We start from the raw sequence: 26,650 nt of genomic DNA, 5'->3' as shown, positions 1-26,650 counted from the left end.
CGACGTGGCGCCGACACCGACGAGCCAGCCGGCGACGTTTGATCTGAATGACCGGGAGACCAGCTTCAATGGGCAGGCGTTGAGCTATGACGCGGATGGTAATTTGACCAGCGATGGGACCAATACGTATACGTGGAATGCGAGAAATCAACTGACGCAGATTATTCAAAATGGAAATGTGCAGTTGAGTTATAGCTATGACGCATTGGGTAGACGTACTAGCAAGGTAGTTCAAGGTGCCGCAACGCAGTTCCTGTATGACGAAAATAATGTGGTACAAGAGACCCAAGGTGGCACAACAAACCCCATCTTGGTGGGCCTCGGAGTTGATGAGCGCTTCGCTAGAAACGATGTAACGGGGCGGGTGTATTACTTGACGGATAAGCTGAATAGTACGATTGCGCTAACTGACTCGATGGGCGCAATCCAGCAGCAATACAGCTACGATCCTTATGGCAACGTAACTGTGAGCAATGCGACGAAAGGGTTCACGAATCCGTACCAGTACACTGGGCGTGAAGCGGACTCAGCTGGTTTCTACTATTACCGGGCGCGCTATTACAGCTCTACTATGGGAGGTTTTATTAGTGAAGATCCCATTGGTTTTCGCGGTGGTCAACCGAGCTTCTATGGCTATGTGAATGGAGATCCAATAAACCTCATTGATCCATTGGGTCTTTGTGATACCGAGGCGGATCGATGCAAGAAGGTGAAGAATGACGGCATAGAATATTGCTCGGATAGAGAACTTCCTACGCGAGATGGCCTTGGGTGGGAGTTTCAGAATTGCCTAAACAAATACATTGAGGACCATGGGTGCGGGCCAGGCGGTACCCCATTGCCCCAGCCGGATGGAGCCCCTGCGCCGCTACCGCCGCCGTCTCCTCAATCTCGGTCACTGGAATACATCATTATTATTGGAATTCTGGGTGTGCTTGGTGGTCTCTTGGGCTCACCCGCGTAAGGTGATTTGGCACAGGTGAGGAGAAAAAAATGATCGAAAATTCGGATGTTGCAAAGCAGGTAAGTGAACTCATGCTCGACTACAGTCGTCGGCTTGACAGTTCCATTGCTCTAGTTAGAGATAGTTGTGATGCAGAAGAATTCAAAGGCTATCGGAGAGCTGTTGGTAAGGTATTAGGAGAAATCTATTTGGAAGTCCTAACTCCGCTATATCAGAAGCATCCAGACCTTAAGCCGCCTGGAATGGATTAGGCCTTAATCCTGCAGAGTGAATTGATCAGTTTTTCATAGGCGTCGTGGACGCTACATGGAGAGTTTTAGTATGAATCTTAACGATCCAAAAACTATCGCAGTACTGAAGCTGATCGAAATCTATGGAACGGCCACTGATGGGACAAAAAAGCAACTGGAGATCATTGGCGCTCTGGGAGCAGTAGGAGGCGAGGCGGCCGTAGAAAAATTGATACAAATACGTATACGTGGAATGCCAGAAATCAATTGGTGCAGGTAAGCCAGAATGGTGTGGCGCAGCTGAATTACACGTATGACGCGCTCGGTCGTAGAACAAGCAGGACAGTGCAAGGCTGGACACCGACGCAGTACCTCTACGATCGCTTTAATACGGTGCAGGAGGCGCAGGGCAGTGCAATCAATCCGATCCTCAATGCTTCAATGGGCAGGCGTTGAGTTATGACGCCAATGGCAATCTCACCTTTGATGGCACGAATACCTATACGTGGAATGCCAGAAACCAGCTCACGCAGGTGAGCCAGAATGGTGTGGCTCAACTGAGTTATGCCTACGATGCAATGGGCAGGCGCACGAGTAAGACCAACCAAGGAACGGCAACGCAGTTTTTGTATGACGGGGACAACGCCGTGCAGGAGGCGCAAGGCGGTACCGTCAATCCTATTTTGGTTGGCCTTGAAGATGATGAGCGCTTTGCGCGTAACGACGTTACCGGTCGCACGTACTTTTTGACGGATGCGCTGGGAAGCACCATTGCTCTAACTGATCTAACGGGTGCGATCCGCGAGCAATACAGCTATGACCCCTACGGCAACGTAACGCCGAGTGACACAACAACGGGATTCACGAATCCCTACCAGTACACGGGGCGCGAAGTGGATGCGCCTGGTTTGTATTACTACCGTGCGCGCTATTACAGCCCGATGATGGGTGGGTTTATAAGCGAGGATCCAGCAGAGTTCCTCGGGGGACAGCTCACCTTCTACGGTTACGCTGGTGGCGATCCGTTGGACTTTACTGATCCGATGGGGCTTTTCCCTGGGAACAGTGGTGAACGTGGATGGTCAGGTGGTGCGGGCGGAACTGGTAATCCAGGAAAGCACTGGAAGTGATGATCCAAAAAATCCGGGTTGGGGATGGCAGAAAAATCCTCAAACGGGGAAGAAAACTTACAAGAAGCGGCCGCCATACATTTGCCCAGATGATCCTGCTAAGCAAAAAATGGATCCGTTTGAATCATTAGAGCCGCAGATGTATCCAGGCGCATATGCACCGAATACTTCACCTGCGTATCCCGGTGCATATGCGCCAGACTACGACAACATGCCAACGACTTATCCGGGCTCTTATGCACCAACTCCAGCCACGAAGGCCATTACGGTCGGCGGCGTCATAGTTATCATTGTTATTGTTGCTCTTGTGCCGGTGGGGGCGTGATGAAAAAGTCTAAAAGCACTATCTCAACTTCCGCAGCTGAATTGAAATCAGAGGCCAGAAAATTACTCGAAGAAGCATGTGACTTGTTCGAGTCTGGAGAGCGGTCGAGGTCGATCAAAATGTTCTTGAAAGCTGCGGAAGAAGGAAGCCGCGAAGCGCAGGTTAATCTCGCCAATATTTACGATGAAGGGGACGGGATTAAGGCCGATTTTGATAAGGCCCGTTATTGGTATAAGCGCGCCATCACGGGTGGGAGTCCGGAGGCGGCATATAACCTCGGCATTAGTTATCTAAATAGAGGCGATGCCCGTTGGGCTCGCCACTGGCTCCGTGTGGCCAAATCAATGGGCGATGAAGATGCTGAGGAAAAGCTTGGCCAGTTGGATGGGTAGTGGTTCCACGTCTAGTTGTGCTGATGTCGAAGGATGCAAAAGCTGAGATGATCAGCCCATGCATCGCGACATCCTCGCCGACCATCCCGAATTTGCCGCCACACCTGGCATCTTGAAAAACATCGAGCGCGTGGTTGCCGCTGCCGAAGCGGTGAGCGGCGACCACGACCACGCGCTGGAATGGCTAACGAAAGCTGACCCGCTCCCCATAGGCTTTACCAGCGGAAGGTTCGTAAAATCCGTCACTCTGTGAGGGCGGACATGCGTAAGAGTCGATTCACCATCGAGCAGGTCATCGGGCTTCTCAAGCAAGTCGCTGTCGGCCCTGACCGGCGGCCGATCGCGCCGGAGGCTTGTTGCATTACTTCGCCTCGACCGAATTCGGTTGAGCTGGTTGGGTGTTGCCGCGCACCTGACGGCGCTAGCAAGCTGAGTCACGGTGACGATGTCTTTGATAAGAAACGCCGCTCGTCACGCCGTCTTTACAAATTCCGTGTGCGGCCCTTGCTAGCATTCTCTTGGGGAATCCAGTTCGGAAGGCGGGGCGGCGGATACGTATGTTGCCGCGGCGTCTACCGCCGTCACGTTGGCCTGTTGGGCCCTCAGGCGAATCACATTCCTCTTCAGCGATAGCGAGAAAGCGTTTTCCGAAGCAGCGCATTGTGCGGGACGGGGAAGTGCCATGGCGGATCTTTTGATCTACGTAAACGGCGGTGAAGCCGGCAAGGTTTACGAGGCGACGGTGGGGGAGCGGCTGACGTTCTCGGTGAGATGCTCCGAAGGTGCCGTGCTTAATCCTAGCTGGCATATATCGGGTGGTTCGGCGTGCGGCGATTTTCAGATGGCCAAGAACGCATCTGTGGAAACGCTGGCCACGATGGGGCACAGCGCTACCGCGTCCTGGTGTGTGGCGTGTACCGGGCAGGCGCGTGTCACGGTGCGTGCGCAAGTGGATGGAAAAACGTTGGATGCCGAGTTGCGTCTGAATATTTCTGCGCCAAAGGTGCTCACGTTCTCGGCCGAAACCGACGATATCCATATCGATCTTGTCGATAGCGATTTTCACGTCAACGGTGCGCTCTACCTGACCTTTGGCGGTCTAAAAGCAAAGCGCAAGCCAGGCATCGCATGGACGGCGAAATTGCTGGGCGCGCCGGCGAAGGCAGGTCGATATGCCTTCGTGCAGCTGATGAAAATTGACCGGCAGAAAAGTTACCAGGGGCAGGTATTGAAGGATTGGGGTGGCACGTCGGGCGGCGAATGGGTGCTGGATGAAGATGTCTTCTACGGTACGACCGAAGGTACCGACCCTGCGCTGGGTCAGGCCGAAGGCGACGCGGAGGATTATGTCGTTACGGAATGGCCACGCGAGTCCACCTTGATCAAGGGTGAAGATAGCCCGGGCACGCCGTTGTTCACGGTCATGCCGGAGGGGGCTCGTTTCAGGTTTGACGAAGTGAAAATCAAGGAGCAGTTCCAAACGCATCTGATGTTTCGGCCCAATATGCCCGACGACAGCATCTGGGTTTCCATCGCGCGCCTGGATTGGTATTGGGAGGCTCACGCCAAGTTCAAGGATGGCGCGTGGGAGCTGTTGTCCGCCGACTTTGAAGTCGATCCGGTGGCGGAGAAGGGTTACGACTTTCCGCGCTGGTCAAATAACCGCGACAAGATATTGAAAGTGTGAACGTGGCGATGAAAGCCACGGGTTGACGCTTTCCCAGGGGCATCCAAGGCAGGGGCGCGTGTCGTTCTTACTCGATAGGCACCTTTGATCAATCTCGATTCGAGGTCGCCAACGTGCCAAATGTATTTGTAAAGTTTACGGATAAGCCGCACGTACAGGTCAGTGCGAATGCTGGCGATAGCGTGGACGCGATCGTGAGGCGGGCCTATAACGCGGCATATGCGGGAAGCACCATGCCGGCGGCCGTGGAATTAAAGGTGTCTCGCGGTAGCAAGGTGCTTTATAACCTTTCCCATACCGTTGCCGAGCTTGATATTCGCGAAAACGAAACCCTCAATGTGGAGCTTCCCCGAACGATGGAGCCCATGAGGGATGATGGCGTCCTTGACACGTTAAGGCGGTTCCTAAGAGTGTCGGCTGGAGAGCTGGGCGATGGGGAGGTGACGTTTATCAGCGTCGCCTGCTTCGACAATAACCATGGCTGGGACTCCATCATCCGGCAGCAGTGTCCGGTGCAGCTTCTCCGTTATTGCGTGAACAATGGGATCGATCTCAACATTATTTTGATCGATCCGGCGTTTGCGGATTCCAGCCTGAAGTACCCCCAGATTTACGATCAGCAGGAGTGGCGGTTGCTGTCGCAAGAAGATGATGGGAAGGTGCGACAGTACAGCTATACGCCATCCGTTTCGGCGGGTGCCTGCGATGTCTGGCTGACGGTGTTTTCGGCCAGCCTTTCGGAATTTAGTATGGAGCTGCGGGATAAAGGCAAGATAATCGCTGGATTATCCATGCCCGAAATGTTTGCGGTGTTGCAAAGTTCAACGATAACCCGATCCTGCCTCATCTGCGGGTGCTTCGCGTTTCCGGAATTGAATGCCAGGCAGTACTTCACCCTGGGGGCGAGCGAGGTTATCAAAGGCACCGGGTTTGCGGTCAATCCGCCGTAGCCGCCGATGATTTTCAAGGACGTTTCAACGCGTGGCCGTACGTTGATGGGGCGATTCGCAACGGTCAAAGGGATTCGTCATGGGGGAACGATCTTTCCAATGAATGCCGATGTAGCAAAGCCGCTTAGTCCCTTCCTGGCGTAGTAGTTTGGCGAACATGGCGTCGATGACGGCGCATCGTTTCCACGGGCTGAAATGGGGGTGGTGTGATGGCGACAAAGGATGATGTAAAAGGCCATTTCGATAACTATTCCGAATACTCGAAGACGTTGAGGTCGTGGCTGGTGGCGTACGGTATCGGCGGTCCGGTCTTGTTTTTGACCGGTCACGATGCGCCGGACAAGATTTCCCATTCGCCGCTGTTGGAACTGATCATTTCGTTGTTCGTGAGTGGGGTTGCGTTTCAGATCTTGCTGGCCTTTATCAACAAATGGGCAGCATGGCATATGTACAAGGGCGAGCTGGATCGCAGTTACAAGGACACCTCCTCTTACGGTGTATGGAGCTGGATAAATGAGCAGAACTGGATCGACTTTTTGATCGACCTGGGGGCGCTGCTGGCGTTTTCGGTGGCAACCTATATCGTGTTGCACATTCTGCTGGGCAGCTAGGGTTGCCAAGATAAGCACCTGCGATGCCGTCCCAAACGCGGGCCGGCGGAGGCGAGAGACGGCCGCCGTGCAAATTGGCCGCATCCAAACCGCGACATTTGGCCCCAGACGGTTCCTGCCGCAGCCCCTACACTGGCTAAAACCGTGGGGAAGTACGGATGCCTAATGCAAGCGTAGGACGGTTCGTGTTTGCGGCAACCATGATCGCGCTGGGTATCCAGTGCCTGATACTGGGGCGTTACGCCGCGCTGTGGCAGCCATTGGATCTGAGCGCTCCGGCGAGCGAATGGCTGCCTTATCTATGTGCGCTCCTCACCCTGTGTTGCGGCGTGGGACTGCTTTGGCAGCGCGCCGAAGCCGCGCTGGTGTTGCTGGTGTATTTTCTAGCCTGGCTGCTGCTGTATCGGGCACCGGATTTTTTTTCCGCCACCGTGCAGGATCCCTGGTACGGCAGTTGCGAATGCGCCGTGTATGTGGCGGCATCCTGGGTATTGTTCGCGCGGTTATCGACGGTTTGGAACATGTCACGCGGGTTTCGCTTGGCCAGCGGCGATAGCGGCGTGCGTATCGCACGGGTGTTCTATGCGTTGGCGATGATCTACTTCGGCATCGGGCATTTGCGCTATTTCAAGCAGACGGTCGTACTGGTGCCTGCGTGGCTTCCCTGGCATACAGGCTGGGCGGGCTTCACCGGATGCGCCTACATCGCCGCCGGTATTGCGATGCTCACGGGTATTTGCGCGCGATGGGCGGCGGTGCTTTCGGTGGTGCAAATGGCGGCCTTCACGCTGTTGGTATGGGTGCCCATCCTGATAGCGGGCGCCTCGGCCTACCAGCACAGCGAAATCGTCGTGTCGTGGGTGTTGACCGCAAGCGGGTGGGTGGTCGCGGATTCGTATTTCAAGCATAGGGGCCGGAGATAGGCGTGGCCATCTCCGGCCCACTTCACACGCGCGACGGTCGCCTGGGTCAGGCGGCAACCGTTTCCGCCGGGCCCGCCACCACGTCATCGCCGCACACGTCGCGCCATAAGTAGTACATCATCCCGAACATGGATGAGAACATAAAAAGCAGAAGGGCGATGTAGAGCGGAACCAGCAGCACGAACATCAGCCAGAGGCCGACGAACTTGCCGATCACGGTAAGCACCAGTACGACCAGCGCAAAAACGAGGCCCACGGCCACAAAGCTAAGCAATACGCAAAGCGCGTAGACGACTAGCGGCAGCACATTTTTTAGGGTGCCGATCACGCCATCGCCGAACGCCGCGAACACATTGCGACGGCGCAGGGCCACTTGGCCGAGCCCAATCGAATGGAAACCCATCAGAAGCAGGCTGCCCACCATAATCAACAGAAAGGTGGTGCCGAAGCCTGCGGGCAATGTGGTCGCAGGCGGTTGGTGGGTCGCTTGCGCCTGCAGCACTTGCGCGTACCAGTGCAGGACATCGCCACCGACCGTGGTGAGGATAAGGGCGAAAAAGGCGACGTAAACCACTGCCTGCACCACACCGTAGCCGATCACGCGCAACGCCTCGCCCTGGGCATAGAGTTTGAAGATGTCGCGCGCACGCGTGGGCAGCCCGCGTTCCGTGGCATCGATCATTTGCAGGTAGCCGGCATAGATAGGCATGAGCAGTAGCGACGCCAGCATGGCTATCGCCATGATCCAGCCCAAAGTGGCCAGCGCATTGGTGCCTGTATGTATCGCATGGAGCCGTATCGGCGTGGTGATCAGCGTCGGTATCAATGCCATAAGTGTCGTCAGGGCCGCACCGCCTAGCAACTGCTTGGGGTGCTGGAAAGTAACGCTGACGCCACGAGTCAGCCAGCCGGCGCCGGCACCCGGTCCCTTGGATCGTGTTGCCATGATATGGATTCCCCTATGACCGGCGCCCCCGCGCCGTGTTGGCCAAGCATAGCAAGCGCGAAGGACCGTGGCGCCCCTCATCCCGCAGGCCGTGCGCCGCCGCTCTGATCGGGCTTGGACACTAGCCGAGGTGGATCAGCAAACGCAGCGGAGCTTGGCGCGGTAACCAGGCCGGTCTATAAAGGCTGGACCCGGTGCGGTGAGGCTTGTCGATGGTGTTTACCGTAAAAATCAAAGACGGGCGCGAGAAGTCCGCGCTGCAGCGTCACCCTTGGCTGTTTTCCGGTGCGTTGGCGCCGCTGGCGGGTGCCCCGGCATCGGGTGAAACGGTGAAGGTGCTCGACACCCACGGCCGCTTTCTCGGCTGGGCCGCATGGAGCGGCGAATCGCAGATACGCCTGCGCTTTTGGAGCTTCGACGAGCGCGAAAGCATCGACCGTGATTTCTTCCACCGTCGCCTGAGCCGTGCCATGCAGTTGCGTGCCGGCATGGCGCAGGCGGGTGATGCCATGCGCCTTGTGCATGGCGAATCGGATGGATTGCCCGGGCTTATCGTCGATCGCTATGGCGACGTGCTGGTAGTGCAGTTGCTTTCGGCGGGCCCGGAAGCGTGGCGCGAGGTTTTGTGCGATGAGCTGCAGGCACTGACGGGTGCGCGAGCCATCTACGAGCGCTCCGACGCGGACGTGCGTGAACTGGAAGGCTTGCCGTTGCGCAGCGGGCTTCTGCGCGGTGACATGCCGCCCGTCACGGATATCACCGAGCATGGCCTTCGTTATCGCGTGAACGTGGCGCAGGGCCAGAAGACGGGCTTTTATCTCGACCAGCGCGCGAACCGGCAGCGCATCGGCAGCCTGGCGCGCGGGGCGGATGTACTGAACTGCTTCTGCTATACCGGCGGCTTTTCCCTGGCCGCCTTGCGCGGCGATGCGCGCTCGGTGGTGTCGGTGGATAGCTCCGGCGACGCGCTGGATGCCGCGCGCGTCAACCTGAGCTTGAACGACCTGCCCGCGGACCGTGCCCAATGGGTGGAGGCCGATGTGTTTCAGTACCTTCGCTTGCTGCGCGACAAGGGGCAAAGCTACGACTTGATTGTGCTCGATCCGCCGAAATTCGCACCTACCGCGCAACACGTCGAACGCGCCTCGCGTGCGTACAAAGACATCAACCTGTGGGCGATGAAACTGCTCCGCCCCGGCGGCCATCTCGCCACGTTCACCTGCTCGGGCGGCATGACCGCCGAATTGTTCCAGAAGGTGGTGACGGGCAGCGCATGGGATGCGAAATCCCAGATGCAGTTGATCGAGCGCTTCACCGCCGATGCCGACCATCCCGTGTCGTTGAATTTCCCGGAAGGCGACTATTTGAAGGGGTTGTTGTTGCGAAAAGTGCAGTGAAAGCGGCAGCGACATGCTTGAAACACGGCTTGCGTAATAATTTGCGCGGGCCGACGCCGCATTGGGAGGCACCCGCTGGCGTTCTGATGCGCGATAAGCCCAGTTTGGTATTCTGTCGGCCCCGTGGTGTCGGCACCTTCAAGGCTGGCGGAGAGTCAGGCATGACCATGCGTACACGCGCTCTTTTGGCAACGGCAGTGTTGCTGGCCGGCTGTGCCAGCAACCCGGACATCGAGGTCAAGCATCGCGTTCCGCGCAATAGCACGGTGGCGGTGGTGATGTTCCAGGACTGTACCATCGCCCATCAAACCGACTGCGATGGGTCGGGGGCGCATGCCGGTGCGCTGTTCGCGCGCGTGCTGGCAGACAAGCCTGGCCTGCACACCGTCGCACTGCCCAGGCCCGTTGGGCCGAAGGTGCAGCTCAGCGACGATGCGGCGGTCGCCTATGCCAAGGCCAAGGGCTACCGGTACGTCATCAATGGCCAAGTGCAGGATTACTACCGCGCCGCGATGGTGGCCCTGCACCCCAGCCGCGTGGGCGTCACGCTGCGCGTGCTCAGCGTGAAGGACGCAAGTGCGCTGGCCAGCTATACCTACCAGGAAAAATCCACAGCACATATTTCGACGGCCGACGACATGCTGGAAGACATGGCCAAGCAACTGTCCAACGGCATCATCACCGAGCCAAAGAGCCGTCATCAGGGCGACTATATGTTTTACAAGGGCAATAATGGCTGAGCGTGACACGCCGTTCCAGGCTCGCGTGAGGCCCGCAGGAACCACATTGGCGAATGTCGAGGTACAAGGTTAAAGCATGAACAACATCGATGCCGGCTATCCGATCGGTCAGGCGGGGCAGCCTTGGGGCAGGGCGGAAAAGGAAGCGTGGCTGGCGCGGCAGGTTCGTCAGCGCAGCTATGAGAAAGACGTGCTGAGCGCGATCGATGGGTTGCGCACCCATTTGGACGTATCGGAATACGGACGGCTGGATTATGCGCAAGGCAGCTTTCCGCTTTTTTCGTTGCGCAGCCGCAACTGGCGCGATGCGCTTGCGGTGATGCTGGTGACCGGCGGCGTGCATGGTTACGAAACCAGCGGCGTGCACGGCGCGCTGCGTTTCGCGCAAGAACATGCGGCCCATTACGCCGAGCGCGCGAACATTCTGATTGCGCCGTGCGTCAGTCCGTGGGCGTACGAGCGCATCCAGCGTTGGAATCCCGATGCCATCGACCCGAATCGTTCGTTCCACGACAACAGCCCGGCGGGCGAGTCGGCCGCGTTGTTGCGTCTGGTGGCGCCCCTGCGCGGTCGCTTTTTGATGCATATCGATCTACACGAAACCACCGACAGCGATGAAGCGGAATTTCGCCCGGCGCTGGCGGCGCGCGATGGCAAGGTGTTCGAGCCTGGCGAGGTGCCGGACGGTTTCTATCTGGTGGACGATGAACATAACCCGCAGCCGGCGTTTCAGCAGGCGGTGCTGGCGGCGGTGTCAAAGGTGACGCACATTGCACCGGCGGATGCGAAGGGACAGATCATCGGCTCGCCGGTGGTGGCGCCCGGTGTGATCGAGTATGCGCTGAAGGCGCTCGGGTTGTGTGCCAGCATCACGGGCGCGCGCTATACGACAACTACGGAGGTGTATCCCGATAGTCCGCGTGCGACGCCGGAGCAATGCGTGCAGGCGCAGGTGGCGGCGGTGGGTGCGGCCATGGCGTTTGCGCTGGCGAACGGGTGAGGGTGTTTTTAGGGTGAGGGGGTGTGCGCCCCATGGAGCGATGCTGTCGGCCATATCCCGGCTATGGCTATTCCCTTGCGGCCATCGAGCCGATTCACCTGACCGCGCCCTGCATTGATTCGCGCGGTTGTTCACACCCTCACCGTCATTGCGGTGAACGTCGGAATGACGGTGAGGTGCTGGCGGGTGCTCAGGCGATAAGTGGCGTCTCCAGTCGACGCCTTGCGGTCAGTTGCAAGTGCGCGTTACCGGCGCAACACCATCGCCTTCGCGTATCTCGGCAAGCGCCGCGTCAATCTGCGCGATGACCCCGGCAAAGAATCGACTGATCTCCAACCGTTCCGATGTGCGGTGAGGGTGGGTACTTTCGATGGCGTCATCGCAGCGGATAACCTGTGCCATCTGCACCAGCATGGTACGCACTTCGTGCAGTTCGTCGTAGATATGTCGCGTAAGGAGATAGCGCCGCTCGTCGGCCGGCGGAAGGTTGTTTCTTTTCATGGCTTGGTCACACCTTATGTTGGAGCCCGATGCGGTTATCGCTGCGTACGCCGTCCAGCGCCCGGCCCATCAACGGGCGGGTCTCTATGGAAAAGTCATTGACGTCTGCACGGGTAAGCACCAGTGTCTGGTGGCCAGTCTCATGGATCTCATCGTTGTAGGCCGCCTGGGCCATCAAGGTCAGCCCGGTCCGGGGAGGGGGTAAATCCACGTAGTGGTCTTGCGACAGCACGTAAAGCCGCGGGCCGCTTGGGCCGCCATATACATCTTCCATGTCCTTTCTCCACGCGTTTAGGTCGCGCCGCGCATTGCACGCGGGCGCGATAGGGTCGCAGGAAAAATCCTGCTCGTTTTGTAGGAGTTGGCTGACTCCCAGTAGGACGAAAACCCTACATAGCTCGCCGTCGCGGGGGGAACGCGGAGGGGAAGTAAGGCGAATGCACCGCTGCGGGGGTACTTGGGCGTACGGGTGCCGTATGATCGAGCATAACCATAATCAACTCTCTGGTTTAGTTGGTGGTGGCCAGCGGATCGTTTGGGTTCCTACCCCAGGCGATCCGCGCCTTACTTCCATCATGTCGGGCGTGCCGTGGCCATCCAGCAAGATGGGCACGCCCGACATGCGAAAAATGGCACATATACCAGCGTCTGTATGTCGGACTGGAGCGATTGGTTGTGTTGGCATTCGCCTACACGGCGCAGGCGAACGCCTAGGCCGGTGCAGCGTTGCGATAGTCGCCAAAGTTCATGGCGATGGCGCTATCGACGGTAGCCGTTCAATGTGCCGCTGGAACTGCGTTAACGTCGCGCCGGTGAATTCAGGCCGGGCAACGTTGCGTGCGTGAGCGCATCAAACGTATTCGACGCCTTTGTCTTGATCGTAGGGATCTTCTTCTCCGCCGACCCATTGCCGCGCCAGCAGCGCGCCGAAAGCCTCGGCGGTCAGCGGCTTGCCCAGCAGGTAGCCTTGCACCTGGTCGCAGGCCATCACCTGCAGCTCGGACAGTTGCGAGTGGGTTTCCACGCCTTCGGCCACCACTTCCATGTTCAGCGAATGGGCGAGGGCGATGATCGCCGAGACGATGGCGCGGCCTTCGTGACCTTGCGCATCCAGGCCGCTGGTGAAGAAGCGGTCGATCTTCAGTTGCTTGACGCGGAAGCGTTCAAGATAAGCCAGGCTGGAATAGCCCGTGCCAAAATCATCGATCGCGATCTCGAACCCCGCCTGCTGGAAAGCCTGGATCATCTCCACCGTTTTGGGTGCGTCGTGCATGGCTACCGCTTCGGTGATCTCGAAGATGATCTGTTCGCAGCGCACGTATTCGTTCTTGACGATTTCGACCATGGTGTCGATGAGATCGGGTTGCGCCATCTGGCGCGGCGAGAGATTCACCGCCACCTTCATGTTCGCCAGCCCCGCGTGCTGCCAGAGGCGTATGTATCGGCACGTTTCGCGCACGACCCATTGGCCGATCTGCACAATCTGGCCGGAGCGTTCGGCCGCCGGGATGAATTCCGATGGCATCAGCAAGCCCAATTGCGGATGGTGCAGGCGGATCAGCGCTTCGGCACCGATCAGTTCACGCGCATCGCCGCGGAATTTGGGCTGGAAGCGCAGCGAAAAATAGCCTTCATCCAGCGCCACGCGCATGGTGTTCTGAATGTGCAGCTCGCGCATGGCCGCTTCGTTCATGCTGGCTTCGAAGAAGCGCCAGGTGGCGCGGCCCGCGCGCTTGGCTTCGTACATGGCCGCATCGGCGTTCTTCAACAGGGTATCAGCGGTTTCGCCATCGCGCGGAAATAGCGCAATGCCCACGCTGGGCACCGCCTGGATAGGGTGCTCGTCGGCCCAATGGCCGCGGCTCATGCGATCGAGCACGTTTTGCGCCACGTCTTGCGCGTCGTGCGGCGAGGCGAGGTTTTCCATCAGCACCACAAACTCGTCGCCGCCGAGCCGGGCAACGGTGTCGCCATCGCGCACGCAGTGCTGCAGTCGTCGCGCGAAGGCTTTAAGCAGTTCGTCCCCGGCCGCGTGGCCGAGCGAATCGTTGATGGTCTTGAAACCGTCTATGTCCATGAACAGCACAGCGAACACTTCCTGCGCGCGCTTGGCGTTATGCACCACGGTCTCGATGCGCTCGACCAGTGCGCGGCGGTTGGGCAGGTCGGTCAACGCGTCGTAGTTGACCATGCGCACGATCTGGTCGTTGAGTTCGGTGACCGATCCGCTCAGCAGCGCGGTCCTTGCATCAAAGCGCGAAAGAACCAGGGTGAGCGTGAGAATGGCGAAGGTGAGCACGCTGATGATGGCGGCAAGCCAATGCGCATCGACGCCATCGGCGGCCCCGCAAATGGAACCCGGTGCAAAATCGGCGGCCGCCATGCCGGTGTAGTGCATGCCGGTGATCGCCATGCCCATGATCAACGCCGCGCCGGTGCGCTTGGCGATAATGTAGTGCTGGCGCGCGTCGCTGAGCGTTTGCGCGATCCACAGTGCCGCTGCCGACGCTGCGATGGCAATGACGATCGAGGCGGCGAACAACCACGGGTCGTAGGTGATATCCGGCGACATGCGCAACGCGGCCATGCCGGCGTAATGCATGCCCGCAATGCCCAGGCCCATCAGCACGCCGGCGATGGCGATCCCGCCCAGGCCCAGCCGCGAGCGCGTAGCCACATACAGCGCAAACCATGAAACGAGTATCCCGATCAGCAGCGAGCCGGCGGTGATGGCCGGATCGTAGCCGAGCGGAATCGGCAGCGAAAACGCCAGCATGCCTACGAAATGCATCGACCAGATACCCACGCCCATGGCCACCGCACCGCCGGCCAGCCACTTATGCCGCCAGGCGGCGTGCTTGAGCAGGGCGATACGGCCCGCAAGATCCAGCGCCGTGTAAGAGGCCAACGTGGCCACCATGAGCGAGACCGCCACAAGCAAAGGGTTATAGGTACTTGGCATAGTCACGGTGGTGGGTGGGTATTGGCTTGCAGTAGAACGTATCGGCATGGCGCCGTACGCACTGAAGGCACAGGCCGTTTTGGGCACTCGCAGGCGGGGCGGGCGGCATAAACTGACGCAAATGGACAGTTTGCCGTCGCGCCGTTCACGCAAATCGAGTCACTCCCGATGGTTTGCAAAGGAAGGGCCAGCGCGCAGGCGAGAGGGCAAACCTGAACGAAGCTAAGCCCGGCGCCCCCGTGAAGGCCCTGGACCGCGGATGCCCGGTAGCGGAGAAGCCAGGAAAACTATGCCGGGCGGTTCACAGGCTTGTTCTGCGGCTGCGGCTCTCCGTCAAGGGAAAGCTGGATCTGCCGCGCGGACGTGTCGGCATTGCCTTGGGTCATCTCGTAAGACCTGTTGAAGTTATTGGTCGGAAACCATTGCCAGCGCGGTTCGAAGTTGTTGCGATTGCTTGGATCGTCAGGGTCGAGCGCATTGTCCGCATGGCCCGGATCATCGACGGGAGTAGCTGGTGCTTTGATCATCGTGTAGATCGGGTAGCCGTTGGCGAGGCCGTGGCTACCGAGCCCACCGATCGCGCCGCCGATGGTGCCGCCGCGAGTGCCGCCGATGGCCTTGCCAATGGCGCGGCCGACAGGATGAGCGACTCTGGACGCACCAAGGGTGACTACATCGAACGCCGCCGAATAAACTGCGTCACTCTTTTCCGATTTCGTCTTTGCGAAAAGGCCTTTCAGTGCCCCCGGGGCCAGTGGTGGAAGGGGCATGTAGTTCACCAGCCTATAGAACTTCTTGTTGTTGATATCTGTCCTGGACGTGATATCGAATTGCGCATCTTCTTTGTCGTGCCGCTGGTTGATGGCGAGCAGGCCGCCGAAGGGATCGCGATGCATCTCCTTGTCCTGGGAAAACGGGTTGCTCCGTACGTTGCGCAGCCAGTGGCCGGCCTGGCCCCAATACGTTTCGGTGCCTGAGCCCAGCGCCGCCATCACCCCATAGGCATCCGATCGGCCGCCGGCATCGTTTTGCGAAAAATGCTTGACGGCAAAGAAGGTCAGCGCGTTTTGGGTGGCTTCATTGAAGTGCTTGGCATCGACAAATTTTTTCTGCCAATCTTCCGGGCTTTTGTATGAGGTGATCGGCGTTTTCTCGCCGCGCAGATAATTGAGCGTGCGGTCCTTGCCGACAATGACGAGGCCGTCATTGGATTGATATCCGGCGATTTCCAAGGGATAGACCTTGGGCGGATCCTTGTCGTTGGGATCGGGGTTGAAGGCACGCTTGGCCAGTGCATAGCTGTCTTCATCCAACAGCCCCAAGGCGTACTGCTTGTCGATGCCCAGGTTCGCCTCGGTCTGGGCGATGTTGCGCATGGCTTCATGGTTGCCGGGGTCGTTGTAAAACTCGTCGATCTTGTTGGCGTAATAGTCTTTGAAGTCGAGGCCGCGTCTGGCATCGGTCAGCGCGTCGAAAAAAGCCTGGGGATCGATCACATCTTTTTCATCGGCCGCCGATTGATTGGGGTCACTGCGGGTGGAGATGTGAAAGCGCCCGGATTTGGAATCGACGAGCTCGTACAAGTTGTTATACGAAATTTCCGATAGTGGCGTGGAGCGAACGAGTTTGCCCACGCCCACTTGTTCCTTCACGGGTGGGAACTTCGAGCCCGCAGGGTTGGGCCTGTCCCGGGTGATGGCTTCATACTGGTTGAGATACGTCGCGTCTGGATCGATGTCGATGCCAAAGTTGGATTGGATGAATTGCTTCATGTATTGGGTGGATGCCGCGTGATAGGAGGGCATCTTCGAGGTGATTTGATCCTTCATCGCATTCAATGCATCGTCGCGCGGATCAAATTCCTCCGGGTCGAGCGCGTTCGCGGCCGTGGGCGCTATCGAGCCCACGTGAACCTGTGGCGGGTCCGGCGGGAGCCCGTTGTCCACGGGCGCGTCGCCGGTGCTGTTGCCCGATGGCGTGCTGGATCCGCTGCTGAGGTCGGCGTTGCCGGTTTTCGCGGCCGTAAAGGGGTTGATGCTTGCCGTCACCGCGGGACCGGGCTGCGGGCGGGGCGATACGCCATACGCGGAAGGTGAGGGCGCATCGTACGACGTGCTGGCCAATGGCTGGGTCGTAGGGGATGGCTGGGCAATGGAATTCATGGCAATCGCACTCCTCATGTGATGTCACCAGGTCATGGCCGAGCCATGCGCATGGTGTTGCCGCATCTTAGATAGTTGCAAAAGCAACGCGGCCATAAGCATGTGCCGCCAGTGTGGTGTCTCCTGCTTCATGCTGGGGTGAGATGGATGCTTTTGTTGGACACACGTTACGGATACGTCTATGCCACGCATTACCTTTCCCCATGCCGTTATCCATGAGCCTGTCGCAGACACGAATGCGCGTACGTCGCCAAGCGATGAAGGCGGTGGCCACATTGCGCCGGTATCGGTGACGCCGCCCGAAGCGTTCGGGTTTGTCGCACGTCCAGCGGGAGCGACATCACGCGCAAGGCTTTCCTATTCGCAAACGCGCAGTTTGCAAACACCCAGTCCGCGCATGTTCGATGCGCGTACGCCAAGTCCACCGACGCGAAGTCCACGGGAGCGAAGTCCTCATACGCTGGCGCCATCGCAGGCAAGGCCCGACGGGCGAGGCGAGCCGGTGCTGGAAAACAGGGGCTTGGATGAGCTGCTGGCAGAGATAGCGGATGAATATGATCTGCTTGACGCCACCCATCCATCTCGTGGTACAGGGAACGATGCCGTTCCTCACGCTGGAACAGGTGTAACGCAATCTGATCCGCCTGGCTCCTTGGCGAATACGTCAGCCGCATCCTCGTCGCAAGGGCTACTGCGGCGCATATCGCTAGATGAGGTGATGGCGGACGAAAGAGTCGTGTTCACCCCTGGTGGAGAGATTGACCTCGGCCATTTAAGGCCGTCGTTCCTGTTCCATGGGGAAAGGTTACCTTTTGATCGATTGACAACATCCGCCGCCGCGCACTGCAATGAGAGTCGAGCTTTCGTGAAAGAACAGGTGGCATCGGTCCTGGAACGGAGTGGATATCGCATCGAAAACAGGGGCGCATCGTCAATAGCGCCACTTCGTGTAACCAACCCCTCCAGCGGTAAGTCATTCACGATTTTACCCCGGCTCACCAGCAACTTCAGGCCAAACATATCGGGGCGCAGGTACGTGATGGATCCGCGCGTGGACATGATAGCGATAGTGAAGTTCAGACACTCTGATAGGAGAACGCTGGAATCGCTATACCTTGTTCGGAGCGCAGGCCGTTTAGCGGCGTAGTGCATTGGCTTGCATGGATGCGTGGCCGTTTTACAAAGCCGCCGGACATGCCTGCCAGGTTGCCATCACCCGCCATGCGATCTCGGCGGCATGACTACCCTCTGGTGGGTAACGCACAAGCACCTTCGAGCGTCGCCAGCTTCAAATCATGCGCGAAGGTACGCACTGATGCCGTCGCATAGGAGTCCTTTATATGCCCAAGATCCCCACCTACCACGGTTTTGGTGTTCCGCATGAAGAGGTTGTTGAAACGAGTGCGCACACATCGCCAAGCCACGAAGGGGGTAGTCGCATCGCGCCGACGTCGGTGACACCACCCGAAGCATTCGGGTTTGTTGCCCGTCCTGCGGGGGCGACATCACGGTCAAGGCCTGCGTATTCATCTACGCGCAGTCTGCAAACACCCAGCCCGAGCATGTTCGATGCGCGTTCGTCCAGTCCACAAGCGCGAAGTCCAGACGGGCCAAGTCCGCACATGCCGATGCCATCACAGGCGATGCCCGGCGCGCGAGGCGAGCCGGCGCTGGAAGACAAGGGTCTGGACGAGCTTCTGACAGAGATAGCGGATGAATATGATCTTCTTAATACCCCACGTCCATCTGGCAATGCAGGGAATAACGCCGTTCCTCCCGCTGCAAAAGGCGTGACGCAAGCCGGCATCTCTGGCACGTCGGCGAGCGCGTCCGCCGCATCCTCCTCGCAAGGGCTCCGCCAGCGCATATCGCTAGAGGAGGTGATGGCGAATAACGTTGCAGCGTTCACTCCGAAGGGAAGTGTTGAACTCGACCGTCTACGACCATCGTTTCATTTCCGTGGGAAAAGTCTACCCTTTGATCGGGCGACACCAGCAGGCACCGCCAACTACATTGATAACCGACTTTTCATAAAGGAGCAGGTGGCGTCGATCTTGAAAGATAACGGATATCGGATCGATGACATGGGCGTATCGGTGATGGATCCACTTGTTGTAACCGACTCCGTCGGCGGAAAGTCATTCGGCATTTTACCCCGGCTCACCAGCGATTCCAGACCAAACATACTCTATGGCAAGTACACGCTGAATCGACGCGTGGACATGATCGCGATAGTGACGTTCGGTTATTTCGATAAGACGACGCTGGGCTCGCTATACCTTGTTCCTCTAGTAACGTAGCGACGTGGTTTGTTGTCTTGCATGGATGCGTGGTTTTTTAGGCCGCCAGACGCGCGGACAGGGAGCCGTTGCATGCTTGGTGGAAGCGGTGACAGGGCTACTGTCAGGCAAGTAACGCACGAGAACCTTCGAACGCGACTAGCTTCAAGTCACCCGCGAAGGTACGCGCTGACATCATCGCAATGGAGTCCTTGATATGCCCAAGATCCCCGTCATTCATGGCTTTGGCGTTCCGCATGAACCGGCTGCCCATGCGAATGAGGCCCGGTCGCAATCCCGTGAAGGCAGCGGCGCCGGCCCGATCGCGCCGGCTTCGGTGGCACCGGCTGAAGCGTCCGGGTTTGTCTCGCGACCGGCGGGATACGAGCTGATGCCGCATCTGTATATGGGTGATTCATTCAAACCCGTGACCTTTCAGGGTTTGGAAGGGACCTTCTATATCAAGGGTCGATCGACCCCGACCGGGTTTTACGCAGACGGCAAGCGATCGCTTTGGACACGCGATCCTCGCACGGGCATCCAGAAGGAGACGTCGGCGAAAGCGCATTTGGATATCCATGGAGAATGGGTGCTCGATGAAGCTCCAGCGCCACCGTCGGCCCCGGCCCACCCAGAAGCCGGCCCGTCGCGTGCGCCGTCTTCACGGGCAACGATCGATGTACCTGTTCCGCACTTCTTGGAGGACGTTATGCGAAACGTCTTTTTCAATGACAAGCCGACGACCATCTCGCTTGACGGATACCCATCCGTCCACCCTTTTAGTGGCCAAAAGCTGCCGTCGCGTCCCCCGGCTGTGCCGTCTTTCATACAGAACAGGCTTCCGGAAAATCATGCGTATGCAATGAACGAAGTTGCATCGTTTTTTTTACGGGAAGGTTATAGGGTAGAGAAGCGCGCTTCAGGGATACATGTGGACTATCTTGAGGTGACCAATCCGAAGACGGGCGTTCGGTTTCCGGTTTACGTCAAGCTCACCGCCAGTGGTCGGGCCAGTACTCTCAAAGGCCTGCAACACCATGCCTCTTACTTGATCGCGGCGGTGAGGGCCAGCCAGGAGGGGACGATACATACGCTTTATTTCGTTCCTATCGGTCGCAGCGCCGAACAAGGTGGCTCCGTTGCCGCGACGCTGGGGACGTAAGCGTTTGAGTGACGTGGCAGGTTAAAGACGGTAAAGCCCTTGCGTTGACCGAGAAACTAGAAGCCGCTGTGCGACCTTCAAGGTATTGCCACAGCCGGTTTTATGGGTCGTGCCGGTGCGACGGCTACGCCGCGTGACTCCCTCCCGTACAGGAAAGGGGGGCGGCGCTTCGCACTGGCCGCCAGGCCGCGTGGTGTAACCGGCCCGCCCTGCAAGTAGGAAGAGGCGGTTACGGTGCGTATGTCGCCTCCGCCTCGCCGTCATTCCACTGATTCGCCTCCAAACCGTTGCCTCACCGCCGTGGCGGTGAGGTGCGGTGGCGTAGCTTGGCACGTGGTTACGTAAGCAGCTATCCAAGCAGATGCATATCTGCTTGGTGTGTTTCCATCCATGTCACATCTGGCGTTGCGCGCCGACGCTGTTGTCCTTGCGTATACCGTCCAGCGCCTTGCCAATCTGCGCGCTGATTTGCGCGAAGAACCGATTGATGTCGCAACGATTGAGCATCCGCCGCAGATGGCTCTCCTCGATGTCCTCATCGCTGTAGGACACCTGTGCCATCACCACCAATTGCGTCTGAATATCGCGTAGCTCGTCGTAATCCCTTTTTGTCAGGACGTAAAACTGCTCGCCATTCGATTTTTCGTGCATGCCTTCCATGTTTTTATCCTCGCGTTTATTGCCCAAGCCAATTCTTTGGCCCGATGCCGTTATCCTTGCGCGCGCCATCCGGCGCGTGATCCATCTGCATGCTGATCTCCATGGAAAAATGGTGGGGTATGCAGTGACTAAGCGCCGGCCGTTGCCGGCCGGTCTCGCGATTCCCGCCAGCGCGGGCTAGCGTTGTCCAGGAGTGGCGCCAATCCAGGTCATTGTTTTGCGGCGACGCATCGTGCTGCGGATCGGCCGGCGCGTGGTACGCCTCCCTCATGTCTTTCTCCATGCGTTCAGGTCGCGCTGCGCATTGCAAAAGGTTGAAAAAGGGAGTGCGGGAAAAAGTCCTGCTCGCTTTGTCGGAATCGGCTGACTCCAAGTAAGACGAAATACCTACGTAACCCGACGTCACACGGGGAGCGCAAAGGTGAAGTAAGGTGAATTCACCGGCGCGAGGGTACGCGGGCGTGCAGGGTGCCGTATGATTGAACCTAACCATGATCAACTATCCTTCGACTTACGTTGGCGGTGGCCAGCGGGTCGCCTGAGCTGTCATTGCGGCGATCCGTGCGTGCTTCAGGTCATGTCGGGTGTGCCGAGAAACGCAACATCCCAGGGAGCATGGGCACGTCCGACAACGTAGAGTCGCATAGCTGCGATGAGCTGTATGTCGGACTCGGGCGATTCGTTGTGTTGGCCTTCGCCTACATACGGCAGGGGAAAGCGCTCAACAATAAGCGCGAATACCTCACGTTTTTCGTCAAAATGCGCGATTGCGCCGCTGCGCAGATGGCGGCGCGCCTAACCGGGTGACCCACGATCGCAGCGCCCGGCCGCTAGCCTTCTCGTTGCGCATGCGCCCAAGGCGCCAAGTTGCACGTCTCGGGTGCGTCCGAGCGTGTTGTTTGGTTGCGGGGCGGCCGGTATGCGTTGCGACGCCGATGTGCGTCTTTCAATAAAGCGGGAGCATGCTGCATGCCATTCATCAAAGGCATACGCGAATTTTTCGGCCGCGTCACGGCCGAGCCGCCGCGGGCAGTCGTGGATGACGCCCATGCCGCGCCTACGCCGGTGTCGGTGACGCCGCCGGAAGCTTCCGGCTTTGTTTCCAGGCCGGCCGGGTATGGCATGGGGAGTCACCCCCGCCTTGGCGCCACTGCCGCACCTGGCACAAGCCGCGCGCCTGTGACTTTGGGACATTCCACCACGGGCGCACAGCTTTCCGCACACAGTGCCGGCGTACCGCCGTGGAAGGAATATCACGTGCCAAGGCCGTATCGCCCACTGTTATTGACATGGATACGCCAGCATGGCCTCGATGCGCCCGACACCACGCCGGTGACACCAGAACAGAAAACCGCGCTCGATCACGTAGCGCGGCGACAGCAGGCGCTGATGGACGATGCGGCACGTGATTTTCCGCACCGGCAGGCAGCGGCGCGCAAGCGCGCGATGCCGGATATCCCGCATGACGCATCCGCCGATGACATTATCCGCGCGCTCTACAAAACGTCCGACGGACTGGTGGTTGGCGAGGATCACGCCAATCCGGTCACGCTGAAGTTTCTGATCGATAACATGCCGAGTCTGGCCAAGGTGGGCGTTAAGACGCTCTACGCGGAAGGGTTCCCCGCCGATCTGGAGGGCGGCTACCTGAAACGGTTTTTTTCGTCCAAGAATGCGCTGATGCCCCAAGCCATGAAGCGAGCGTATCCGGTGGGCGAAACGTCGCTGCTTTCCCACAAGTATTCACCCACCAACCTTTTGTATACCGCGCGAGCGTATGGCATTGAAGTGATTCCCATCGACCTCTTGGCTGCGCAAATGGGATGGCGGGGTGCGCCTCATCCAAGCGTTACCCACGCCATGCATGAGCGCGGAATCATGATGAACCAATACGCGCAAACCGTAATCAACGCGCGGCAGGCCGATTCCCATGCCGGGAAATGGGTGGCGTGGATGGGCAACGCGCACGTCAATACGTTCGACGGCATACCGGGCGTGGCCGAGCTGACGGGGGCGATCGGCATGAATGTGACCGAGGCGCCGCCGGGTGCGCCCTCGCGTATCGAAAAGATCGTCCATGCGGACGCGGCGAAGCCGGATACGCCGCAGGAGACCGATTACAGCCTGACGATGCCCATGGCGTGACATCGCCGCCGCCCGTTCGATGCTGATGCCAGCTCGCGCGTTGAGGCGATGGCAGCGGAGCGGTGTCGATGCAAGCGGCGGGGTGGTGCGGCCCGGGTAAAGCGGCCATCGGGTATTTGCTATCGACAAGGTCAGGTACCGCTTGGCTGGCGTGTCTTTGCCAAAGCGGCATCGGTTTCACTTATCCTGATGGCTGGGCCGCCTTGGGGGAATGCGATCCCGTTTGCGCCGGCCGCGCGTATCAAGGAACAACAACATGCTTGCCCAAGGATCGTTGCCGGGTCTGGGCCCGGCCATTCCCATCGATCGCCTGTATCTGGCTGTTTTTCCCGATCCCGTCTACGCCGCGCGTTTTGAGACCTTCGCCGCCAGGCATCTGGCCGCCCGCGGGATGGAAGGCAAGCCGGTGGCAGCGCGCCGGCTGCACGTCACGCTGTTCCACCTGGGCGACTACACCGAACTCCCGCCCGGCCTGGCCGAACACGCGGCCGAGGCACTGTCGCATCTGGTGTGCGAACCGTTCACCATTCGCTTCGACCAGATCGGCAGCTTCGGCCCGCGCCAGGCGCAAGGCGATTTCGTACTCAGCGGCAGCGGCGGCAACGAAGCCTTGCATGCCTTGCACAAACAGCTTGCCACGCATTTGCGCGCGGCCGCGTTGGGTGCGCACGCCAAGGGCTCGTTCACGCCGCATATGACGCTGGCCTATAACAAGCCTGCGGTGCCGTTCCAGCATATCGAACCGGTGGTGTGGCCGGCGCACGAGGTGGTGTTGATCCATAGCCTGCTCGGCAAGACGCAGCATAGACGGCTGGCCGATAAATCGTTGCGCTGAAGAAAACGGGTACGCGCAGCGGGGCGTGATCTGCAAGGTTTCCCGTCGCAAACGGACGCATGATGGTGCCGAGCGCGCTCAGCGCTTTCGCAATGGATCGAGCAGCGGCCGCAGTCCGTTGTGGTCCAATTCCAGCATCAGGGCCAGCAAGTAGCCCAATTGCCCGGGCGGAAAGCCCTTGCGGGCGAACCAGGACAAGTAGGCGCTGGGCAGGTCGGCGATCAGGCGGCCCTGGTATTTGCCAAACGGCATGGTGACGGTGACCAGGCGCGGCAGGTCTTCCGGTTTCATGTTGCAGTGCACTCCGGCGGGGGCAAGCGCGATTTTATTAGCCATCGCGCGGGAATCGGCTAGGATTCGAAACCAGGGGACACTGGGGACAAGGCATTGGTGAAGGACGAGTTGCGCCTTGCGCAAGGCGCCGAGTGCGTGCGTCAAAGGGCGGCCTGGCTGATGGCGTGGCTGACGGCGTGGCTGGTGGCTGGGCTGGCTGTGCCGATGCCTGCGCTGGGCGCTACCGCCCAATACAGCATCGGACCTGCTCCGGCATGGGTGGTGCCGGTGGCGCCGGGTGTCGCCAGCGCCGGGCAGGCCGGGCAGAACAGCGAGGGCGAGATTTACCTGCTGTCGGACACGCAGAGCCTTGCCGACGACGCACAACGGGTGACGTATCACCGCGTGGTCAGTACCGCGGTCAATGCCAGCGGCGTGGACGCGGTGGCAAACATCGACATTCCGTTCGATCCTTCTTACCAGTCGCTGGTGCTGCACGCGATCAACATCGTGCGGCATGGTCGGGTGATTCCCAAGCTCGCCACCGCGCGCATTCAGGTGATCCAGCGGGAAACCGAGCTGGAGGCGCGGATCTACGATGGCACCAAGACCGTCAACGTTTTCCTGGACGACGTTCGCCCGGGCGATACGGTCGATTATTCGTACAGCAGGATCGGTCGCAACCGGGTATTCAAAGGCATCGATTTCGGCACCGTGCTATTGCAGTTTGGCACGCCCGTGGCGCGCATCCACGTGCGCCTGCTGGTGCCGCAGAGCAAATCGATAAAGTTTGCCGCTGCCAACACCACGCTCAAACCGGTGGTGCGCGAACACGACGGACGCCGCGATTATCTCTGGGATGTGCGTGATGTGCCGGGACAGACGGTGGAAGAGGGCGCGCCGGACTGGTACGCGCCTTATGCGCAGATCGCGTGGAGCGAATTTGCCGACTGGGCGGCGGTGGCGCGCTGGGCGCAACCGCTTTACCAAGTGCCCGAAAGCCTGAGCCCGGCGTTGCAGGCGCAGGTGGACCGCATTGCCAAAAGTCAAACCGCACCGGCTGCGCGCATGCTTGCGGCGCTGCAGCTGGTGCAGGGCGAGGTGCGCTATCTGGGTGTGGAAATCGGCCCCAATTCGCAGGCGCCCAATGCGCCGGCCCTGGTGTACGCGCGCCGCTTCGGCGATTGCAAGGATAAAACCCTGCTTACGCTGACCTTGCTCAAGCATCTAGGCATCGATGCGCGCGCGGCCCTGGTCAACACCGACCTGCAGCGTGGCCTGGCCGATGCGCTGCCCGCGCCGGGCATGTTCGATCACGTGCTGGTGCAGGCACGCGTCGATGGCAAGGTGTGGTGGCTCGATCCGACCCGCTTCACGCAGAAGGCCGATCTGGATCACCTGTTTCAACCCGACTATGGCCCGGCCTTGATCGTCGATCCGGCCACGCAAGGCCTGACGCCGATGCGCCATGCTGATCCGGCATCGGCGCGCCGCAGCTTGAGCGTGACGTTCGATGCCAGCGCCGGTTTCGACAAGCCGGTGCGCTACACGGTGCAAACCACCACCACCGGCGAGCCGGCCGAAGCGCTGCGCGCGACGCTGTCCACGACCAGCCTGGCGCAAGTGCAGAAGAACTACATGAACTTCTATGCGGGCGATTATCCGCACATCACGGCGGCGGCACCCCTGCGGGTACGCGACGACGAGCCGGACAACCGTATCGTCACCACCGAAACCTATGCCATCGCCAACATCGCCACGCCATCGGACGACGGCAAGGGGCACGAGGTGGACATCCACCTGCCCGACATCGTGCAACTGCTCAACGATCCGGTCGCGACGGTGCGCAAATCGCCGCTGCTGCTGACCTATCCGCAAGACGTAAGCCAGCAGACCGTTGTTCTGCTGCCGGAGGATTGGCCGATCAAGCCTGTTTCCACCATCATCGACGATCCTGCGTTCCGCTTCGAGCAGACCGTGAAACTCGATGGCTTGCATTTGATCATCACCGATCACTACCAGGCGTTGAGCGAGGAGGTGTCGGCGAAAGACATGCCCCGCTACGTCGGCGATCTGGCGCGCGCGCGCAGCATCGCCGGCTACGAGCTGACCTGGAGCGATGTGGCGGCAACGCCAACCCCGGTTGCCACCGCCAAGGCCACTGGGCTGGATCGCATGAACTGGCCGTTGGCATTGTTGGCGGCAGGCATGCTTGGATGCAGCGCGTGGCTGGCGGCGGTGGCTTATCGCTACGACCCCTCGCCGCGCGGGACGGCCGATCCACGCTGGGTCGGCATCCGCGGCTGGCTGATGGTGCTGGCGGTGGTGGTAGCGATCAAGCCGCTGATGTTTATCGGCGCGCTGAAATATCTGGCC

Annotated in this window: 27 protein-coding genes; 19 read left to right on the top strand and 8 right to left on the bottom strand. The window is 59.4% G+C overall.

The window, feature by feature from the left end; translation table 11 throughout:
- From VME63_RS05430 to VME63_RS05380, 11 genes are all read left to right on the top strand, one after another.
- Window positions 1-964 (top strand): RHS repeat-associated core domain-containing protein (locus VME63_RS05430; protein WP_325431054.1); only part of this gene is annotated, 964 nt, incomplete at its 5' end.
- A 29-nt stretch (window positions 965-993) separates the two neighbouring features.
- Complete coding sequence (locus VME63_RS05425) at window positions 994-1,215, top strand: hypothetical protein (protein ID WP_325431052.1); 222 nt, start codon at window positions 994-996, stop codon at window positions 1,213-1,215.
- A 70-nt stretch (window positions 1,216-1,285) separates the two neighbouring features.
- Window positions 1,286-1,474 (top strand): hypothetical protein, encoded by a 189-nt coding sequence (locus VME63_RS05420; protein WP_325431050.1) that lies wholly within the window; start codon window positions 1,286-1,288, stop codon window positions 1,472-1,474.
- Between the two features lie 172 nt (window positions 1,475-1,646).
- Window positions 1,647-2,324, top strand: coding sequence for an RHS repeat-associated core domain-containing protein (locus VME63_RS05415; RefSeq protein WP_325431048.1), 678 nt, complete (start codon window positions 1,647-1,649; stop codon window positions 2,322-2,324).
- Complete coding sequence (locus tag VME63_RS05410) at window positions 2,263-2,649, top strand: hypothetical protein (RefSeq protein ID WP_325431046.1); 387 nt, start codon at window positions 2,263-2,265, stop codon at window positions 2,647-2,649. Before VME63_RS05415 ends, VME63_RS05410 begins: the two co-directional genes overlap by 62 nt.
- Window positions 2,649-3,041, top strand: coding sequence for a tetratricopeptide repeat protein (locus VME63_RS05405; RefSeq protein ID WP_325431044.1), 393 nt, complete (start codon window positions 2,649-2,651; stop codon window positions 3,039-3,041). The genes VME63_RS05410 and VME63_RS05405 overlap by 1 nt, the downstream gene beginning before the upstream one ends.
- Before the next feature lie 58 nt (window positions 3,042-3,099).
- On the top strand, window positions 3,100-3,294 hold the full coding sequence (locus VME63_RS05400; protein WP_325431042.1) for a hypothetical protein: 195 nt from the start codon (window positions 3,100-3,102) through the stop codon (window positions 3,292-3,294).
- Between the two features lie 429 nt (window positions 3,295-3,723).
- Complete coding sequence (locus VME63_RS05395) at window positions 3,724-4,728, top strand: hypothetical protein (RefSeq protein WP_325431040.1); 1,005 nt, start codon at window positions 3,724-3,726, stop codon at window positions 4,726-4,728.
- 182 nt (window positions 4,729-4,910) lie between these two features.
- A complete protein-coding gene (locus VME63_RS05390) occupies window positions 4,911-5,678 on the top strand; it encodes a hypothetical protein (RefSeq protein ID WP_325431038.1) in 768 nt (255 codons plus the stop codon).
- A 209-nt stretch (window positions 5,679-5,887) separates the two neighbouring features.
- On the top strand, window positions 5,888-6,289 hold the full coding sequence (locus VME63_RS05385) for a hypothetical protein (protein ID WP_325431036.1): 402 nt from the start codon (window positions 5,888-5,890) through the stop codon (window positions 6,287-6,289).
- A 185-nt stretch (window positions 6,290-6,474) separates the two neighbouring features.
- Window positions 6,475-7,212, top strand: coding sequence for a DoxX family membrane protein (locus VME63_RS05380; protein ID WP_325431034.1), 738 nt, complete (start codon window positions 6,475-6,477; stop codon window positions 7,210-7,212).
- Between the two features lie 46 nt (window positions 7,213-7,258).
- Here the strand turns inward: VME63_RS05380 and VME63_RS05375 are convergent, their stop codons facing one another.
- Window positions 7,259-8,038: a hypothetical protein gene (locus VME63_RS05375; protein WP_325431032.1), complete on the bottom strand. Its 780-nt coding sequence runs from the start codon at window positions 8,036-8,038 to the stop codon at window positions 7,259-7,261.
- Window positions 8,039-8,370: 332 nt separating this feature from the next.
- Between VME63_RS05375 and VME63_RS05370 the strand changes: the two genes are divergently transcribed.
- From VME63_RS05370 to VME63_RS05360, 3 genes are all read left to right on the top strand, one after another.
- A complete protein-coding gene (locus tag VME63_RS05370; protein WP_325431030.1) occupies window positions 8,371-9,555 on the top strand; it encodes a class I SAM-dependent rRNA methyltransferase in 1,185 nt (394 codons plus the stop codon).
- 161 nt (window positions 9,556-9,716) lie between these two features.
- Entirely contained in the window at window positions 9,717-10,295 is a 579-nt protein-coding gene (locus VME63_RS05365) for a hypothetical protein (RefSeq protein ID WP_325431028.1), read from the top strand.
- 76 nt (window positions 10,296-10,371) lie between these two features.
- On the top strand, window positions 10,372-11,295 hold the full coding sequence (locus VME63_RS05360) for a M14 family metallocarboxypeptidase (RefSeq protein WP_325431026.1): 924 nt from the start codon (window positions 10,372-10,374) through the stop codon (window positions 11,293-11,295).
- A gap of 228 nt (window positions 11,296-11,523) precedes the next feature.
- On the opposite strand, the gene VME63_RS05355 is transcribed toward VME63_RS05360, so the two are convergent.
- The 4 genes from VME63_RS05355 to VME63_RS05340 all read right to left on the bottom strand — a co-directional run bounded on the left by VME63_RS05355 (window position 11,524) and on the right by VME63_RS05340 (window position 16,920).
- Window positions 11,524-11,796: a hypothetical protein gene (locus VME63_RS05355; protein ID WP_325431024.1), complete on the bottom strand. Its 273-nt coding sequence runs from the start codon at window positions 11,794-11,796 to the stop codon at window positions 11,524-11,526.
- 7 nt (window positions 11,797-11,803) lie between these two features.
- Window positions 11,804-12,070: a hypothetical protein gene (locus tag VME63_RS05350; RefSeq protein ID WP_325431022.1), complete on the bottom strand. Its 267-nt coding sequence runs from the start codon at window positions 12,068-12,070 to the stop codon at window positions 11,804-11,806.
- Between the two features lie 576 nt (window positions 12,071-12,646).
- The gene (locus tag VME63_RS05345; RefSeq protein WP_325431020.1) at window positions 12,647-14,716 is read right to left on the bottom strand and encodes a putative bifunctional diguanylate cyclase/phosphodiesterase; all 2,070 of its coding nucleotides are present in this window, start codon (window positions 14,714-14,716) and stop codon (window positions 12,647-12,649) included.
- Window positions 14,717-15,045: 329 nt separating this feature from the next.
- Window positions 15,046-16,920, bottom strand: a complete 1,875-nt coding sequence (locus tag VME63_RS05340; RefSeq protein WP_325431018.1) for a dermonecrotic toxin domain-containing protein — start codon at window positions 16,918-16,920, stop codon at window positions 15,046-15,048.
- 1,340 nt (window positions 16,921-18,260) lie between these two features.
- Between VME63_RS05340 and VME63_RS05335 the strand changes: the two genes are divergently transcribed.
- Together VME63_RS05335 and VME63_RS05330 are read left to right on the top strand one after the other, a co-directional pair.
- Window positions 18,261-19,220, top strand: coding sequence for a hypothetical protein (locus VME63_RS05335; RefSeq protein ID WP_325431016.1), 960 nt, complete (start codon window positions 18,261-18,263; stop codon window positions 19,218-19,220).
- 196 nt (window positions 19,221-19,416) lie between these two features.
- Entirely contained in the window at window positions 19,417-20,361 is a 945-nt protein-coding gene (locus VME63_RS05330; protein WP_325431014.1) for a hypothetical protein, read from the top strand.
- Between the two features lie 393 nt (window positions 20,362-20,754).
- Here VME63_RS05330 and VME63_RS05325 read toward each other — a convergent pair whose 3' ends face one another.
- Window positions 20,755-21,021, bottom strand: a complete 267-nt coding sequence (locus tag VME63_RS05325; protein WP_325431012.1) for a hypothetical protein — start codon at window positions 21,019-21,021, stop codon at window positions 20,755-20,757.
- A gap of 16 nt (window positions 21,022-21,037) precedes the next feature.
- Window positions 21,038-21,304 (bottom strand): hypothetical protein, encoded by a 267-nt coding sequence (locus tag VME63_RS05320; protein ID WP_325431010.1) that lies wholly within the window; start codon window positions 21,302-21,304, stop codon window positions 21,038-21,040.
- Window positions 21,305-21,990: 686 nt separating this feature from the next.
- Here VME63_RS05320 and VME63_RS05315 point away from each other — a divergent pair.
- Both VME63_RS05315 and thpR read left to right on the top strand, forming a co-directional pair.
- Window positions 21,991-23,166 carry a membrane-targeted effector domain-containing toxin gene (locus VME63_RS05315; RefSeq protein WP_325431008.1) on the top strand — a complete coding sequence of 392 codons (1,176 nt, stop codon included), beginning with the start codon at window positions 21,991-21,993 and terminating at the stop codon, window positions 23,164-23,166.
- Window positions 23,167-23,422: 256 nt separating this feature from the next.
- Complete coding sequence (thpR, locus tag VME63_RS05310; protein WP_325431006.1) at window positions 23,423-24,001, top strand: RNA 2',3'-cyclic phosphodiesterase; 579 nt, start codon at window positions 23,423-23,425, stop codon at window positions 23,999-24,001.
- Window positions 24,002-24,079: 78 nt separating this feature from the next.
- Here the strand turns inward: thpR and VME63_RS05305 are convergent, their stop codons facing one another.
- Window positions 24,080-24,292: a DUF3820 family protein gene (locus tag VME63_RS05305; protein ID WP_325431004.1), complete on the bottom strand. Its 213-nt coding sequence runs from the start codon at window positions 24,290-24,292 to the stop codon at window positions 24,080-24,082.
- Window positions 24,293-24,391: 99 nt separating this feature from the next.
- Here VME63_RS05305 and VME63_RS05300 point away from each other — a divergent pair.
- Window positions 24,392-26,650: DUF3857 domain-containing transglutaminase family protein (locus tag VME63_RS05300; protein ID WP_325431002.1), on the top strand; the 2,259-nt coding region annotated here is incomplete at its 3' end.

The organism is Dyella sp. (assembly GCF_035503745.1).
In the GTDB taxonomy this organism is placed as follows: Bacteria; Pseudomonadota; Gammaproteobacteria; order Xanthomonadales; family Rhodanobacteraceae; genus Dyella_B.
Note: the sequence above shows the minus strand (reverse complement) of the source record. Positions and strands in the feature narration are given on the sequence as shown.

What these genes read in the sequence shown, in the direction of transcription:
- VME63_RS05425 (WP_325431052.1), top strand. Translation starts at nt 994, where the DNA reads ATGATCGAAAATTCGGATGTTGCAAAGCAGGTAAGTGAACTCATGCTC.
- VME63_RS05420 (WP_325431050.1), top strand. Translation starts at nt 1,286, where the DNA reads ATGAATCTTAACGATCCAAAAACTATCGCAGTACTGAAGCTGATCGAA.
- VME63_RS05405 (WP_325431044.1), top strand. Translation starts at nt 2,649, where the DNA reads ATGAAAAAGTCTAAAAGCACTATCTCAACTTCCGCAGCTGAATTGAAA.
- VME63_RS05400 (WP_325431042.1), top strand. Translation starts at nt 3,100, where the DNA reads ATGCATCGCGACATCCTCGCCGACCATCCCGAATTTGCCGCCACACCT.
- VME63_RS05395 (WP_325431040.1), top strand. Translation starts at nt 3,724, where the DNA reads ATGGCGGATCTTTTGATCTACGTAAACGGCGGTGAAGCCGGCAAGGTT.
- VME63_RS05385 (WP_325431036.1), top strand. Translation starts at nt 5,888, where the DNA reads ATGGCGACAAAGGATGATGTAAAAGGCCATTTCGATAACTATTCCGAA.
- VME63_RS05370 (WP_325431030.1), top strand. Translation starts at nt 8,371, where the DNA reads ATGGTGTTTACCGTAAAAATCAAAGACGGGCGCGAGAAGTCCGCGCTG.
- VME63_RS05365 (WP_325431028.1), top strand. Translation starts at nt 9,717, where the DNA reads ATGACCATGCGTACACGCGCTCTTTTGGCAACGGCAGTGTTGCTGGCC.
- VME63_RS05360 (WP_325431026.1), top strand. Translation starts at nt 10,372, where the DNA reads ATGAACAACATCGATGCCGGCTATCCGATCGGTCAGGCGGGGCAGCCT.
- VME63_RS05355 (WP_325431024.1), bottom strand. Translation starts at nt 11,796, where the DNA reads ATGAAAAGAAACAACCTTCCGCCGGCCGACGAGCGGCGCTATCTCCTT.
- VME63_RS05350 (WP_325431022.1), bottom strand. Translation starts at nt 12,070, where the DNA reads ATGGAAGATGTATATGGCGGCCCAAGCGGCCCGCGGCTTTACGTGCTG.
- VME63_RS05345 (WP_325431020.1), bottom strand. Translation starts at nt 14,716, where the DNA reads ATGGTGGCCACGTTGGCCTCTTACACGGCGCTGGATCTTGCGGGCCGT.
- VME63_RS05340 (WP_325431018.1), bottom strand. Translation starts at nt 16,920, where the DNA reads ATGAATTCCATTGCCCAGCCATCCCCTACGACCCAGCCATTGGCCAGC.
- VME63_RS05335 (WP_325431016.1), top strand. Translation starts at nt 18,261, where the DNA reads ATGCCCAAGATCCCCACCTACCACGGTTTTGGTGTTCCGCATGAAGAG.
- VME63_RS05330 (WP_325431014.1), top strand. Translation starts at nt 19,417, where the DNA reads ATGCCCAAGATCCCCGTCATTCATGGCTTTGGCGTTCCGCATGAACCG.
- VME63_RS05325 (WP_325431012.1), bottom strand. Translation starts at nt 21,021, where the DNA reads ATGGAAGGCATGCACGAAAAATCGAATGGCGAGCAGTTTTACGTCCTG.
- VME63_RS05320 (WP_325431010.1), bottom strand. Translation starts at nt 21,304, where the DNA reads ATGGAGAAAGACATGAGGGAGGCGTACCACGCGCCGGCCGATCCGCAG.
- VME63_RS05315 (WP_325431008.1), top strand. Translation starts at nt 21,991, where the DNA reads ATGCCATTCATCAAAGGCATACGCGAATTTTTCGGCCGCGTCACGGCC.
- thpR (WP_325431006.1), top strand. Translation starts at nt 23,423, where the DNA reads ATGCTTGCCCAAGGATCGTTGCCGGGTCTGGGCCCGGCCATTCCCATC.
- VME63_RS05305 (WP_325431004.1), bottom strand. Translation starts at nt 24,292, where the DNA reads ATGAAACCGGAAGACCTGCCGCGCCTGGTCACCGTCACCATGCCGTTT.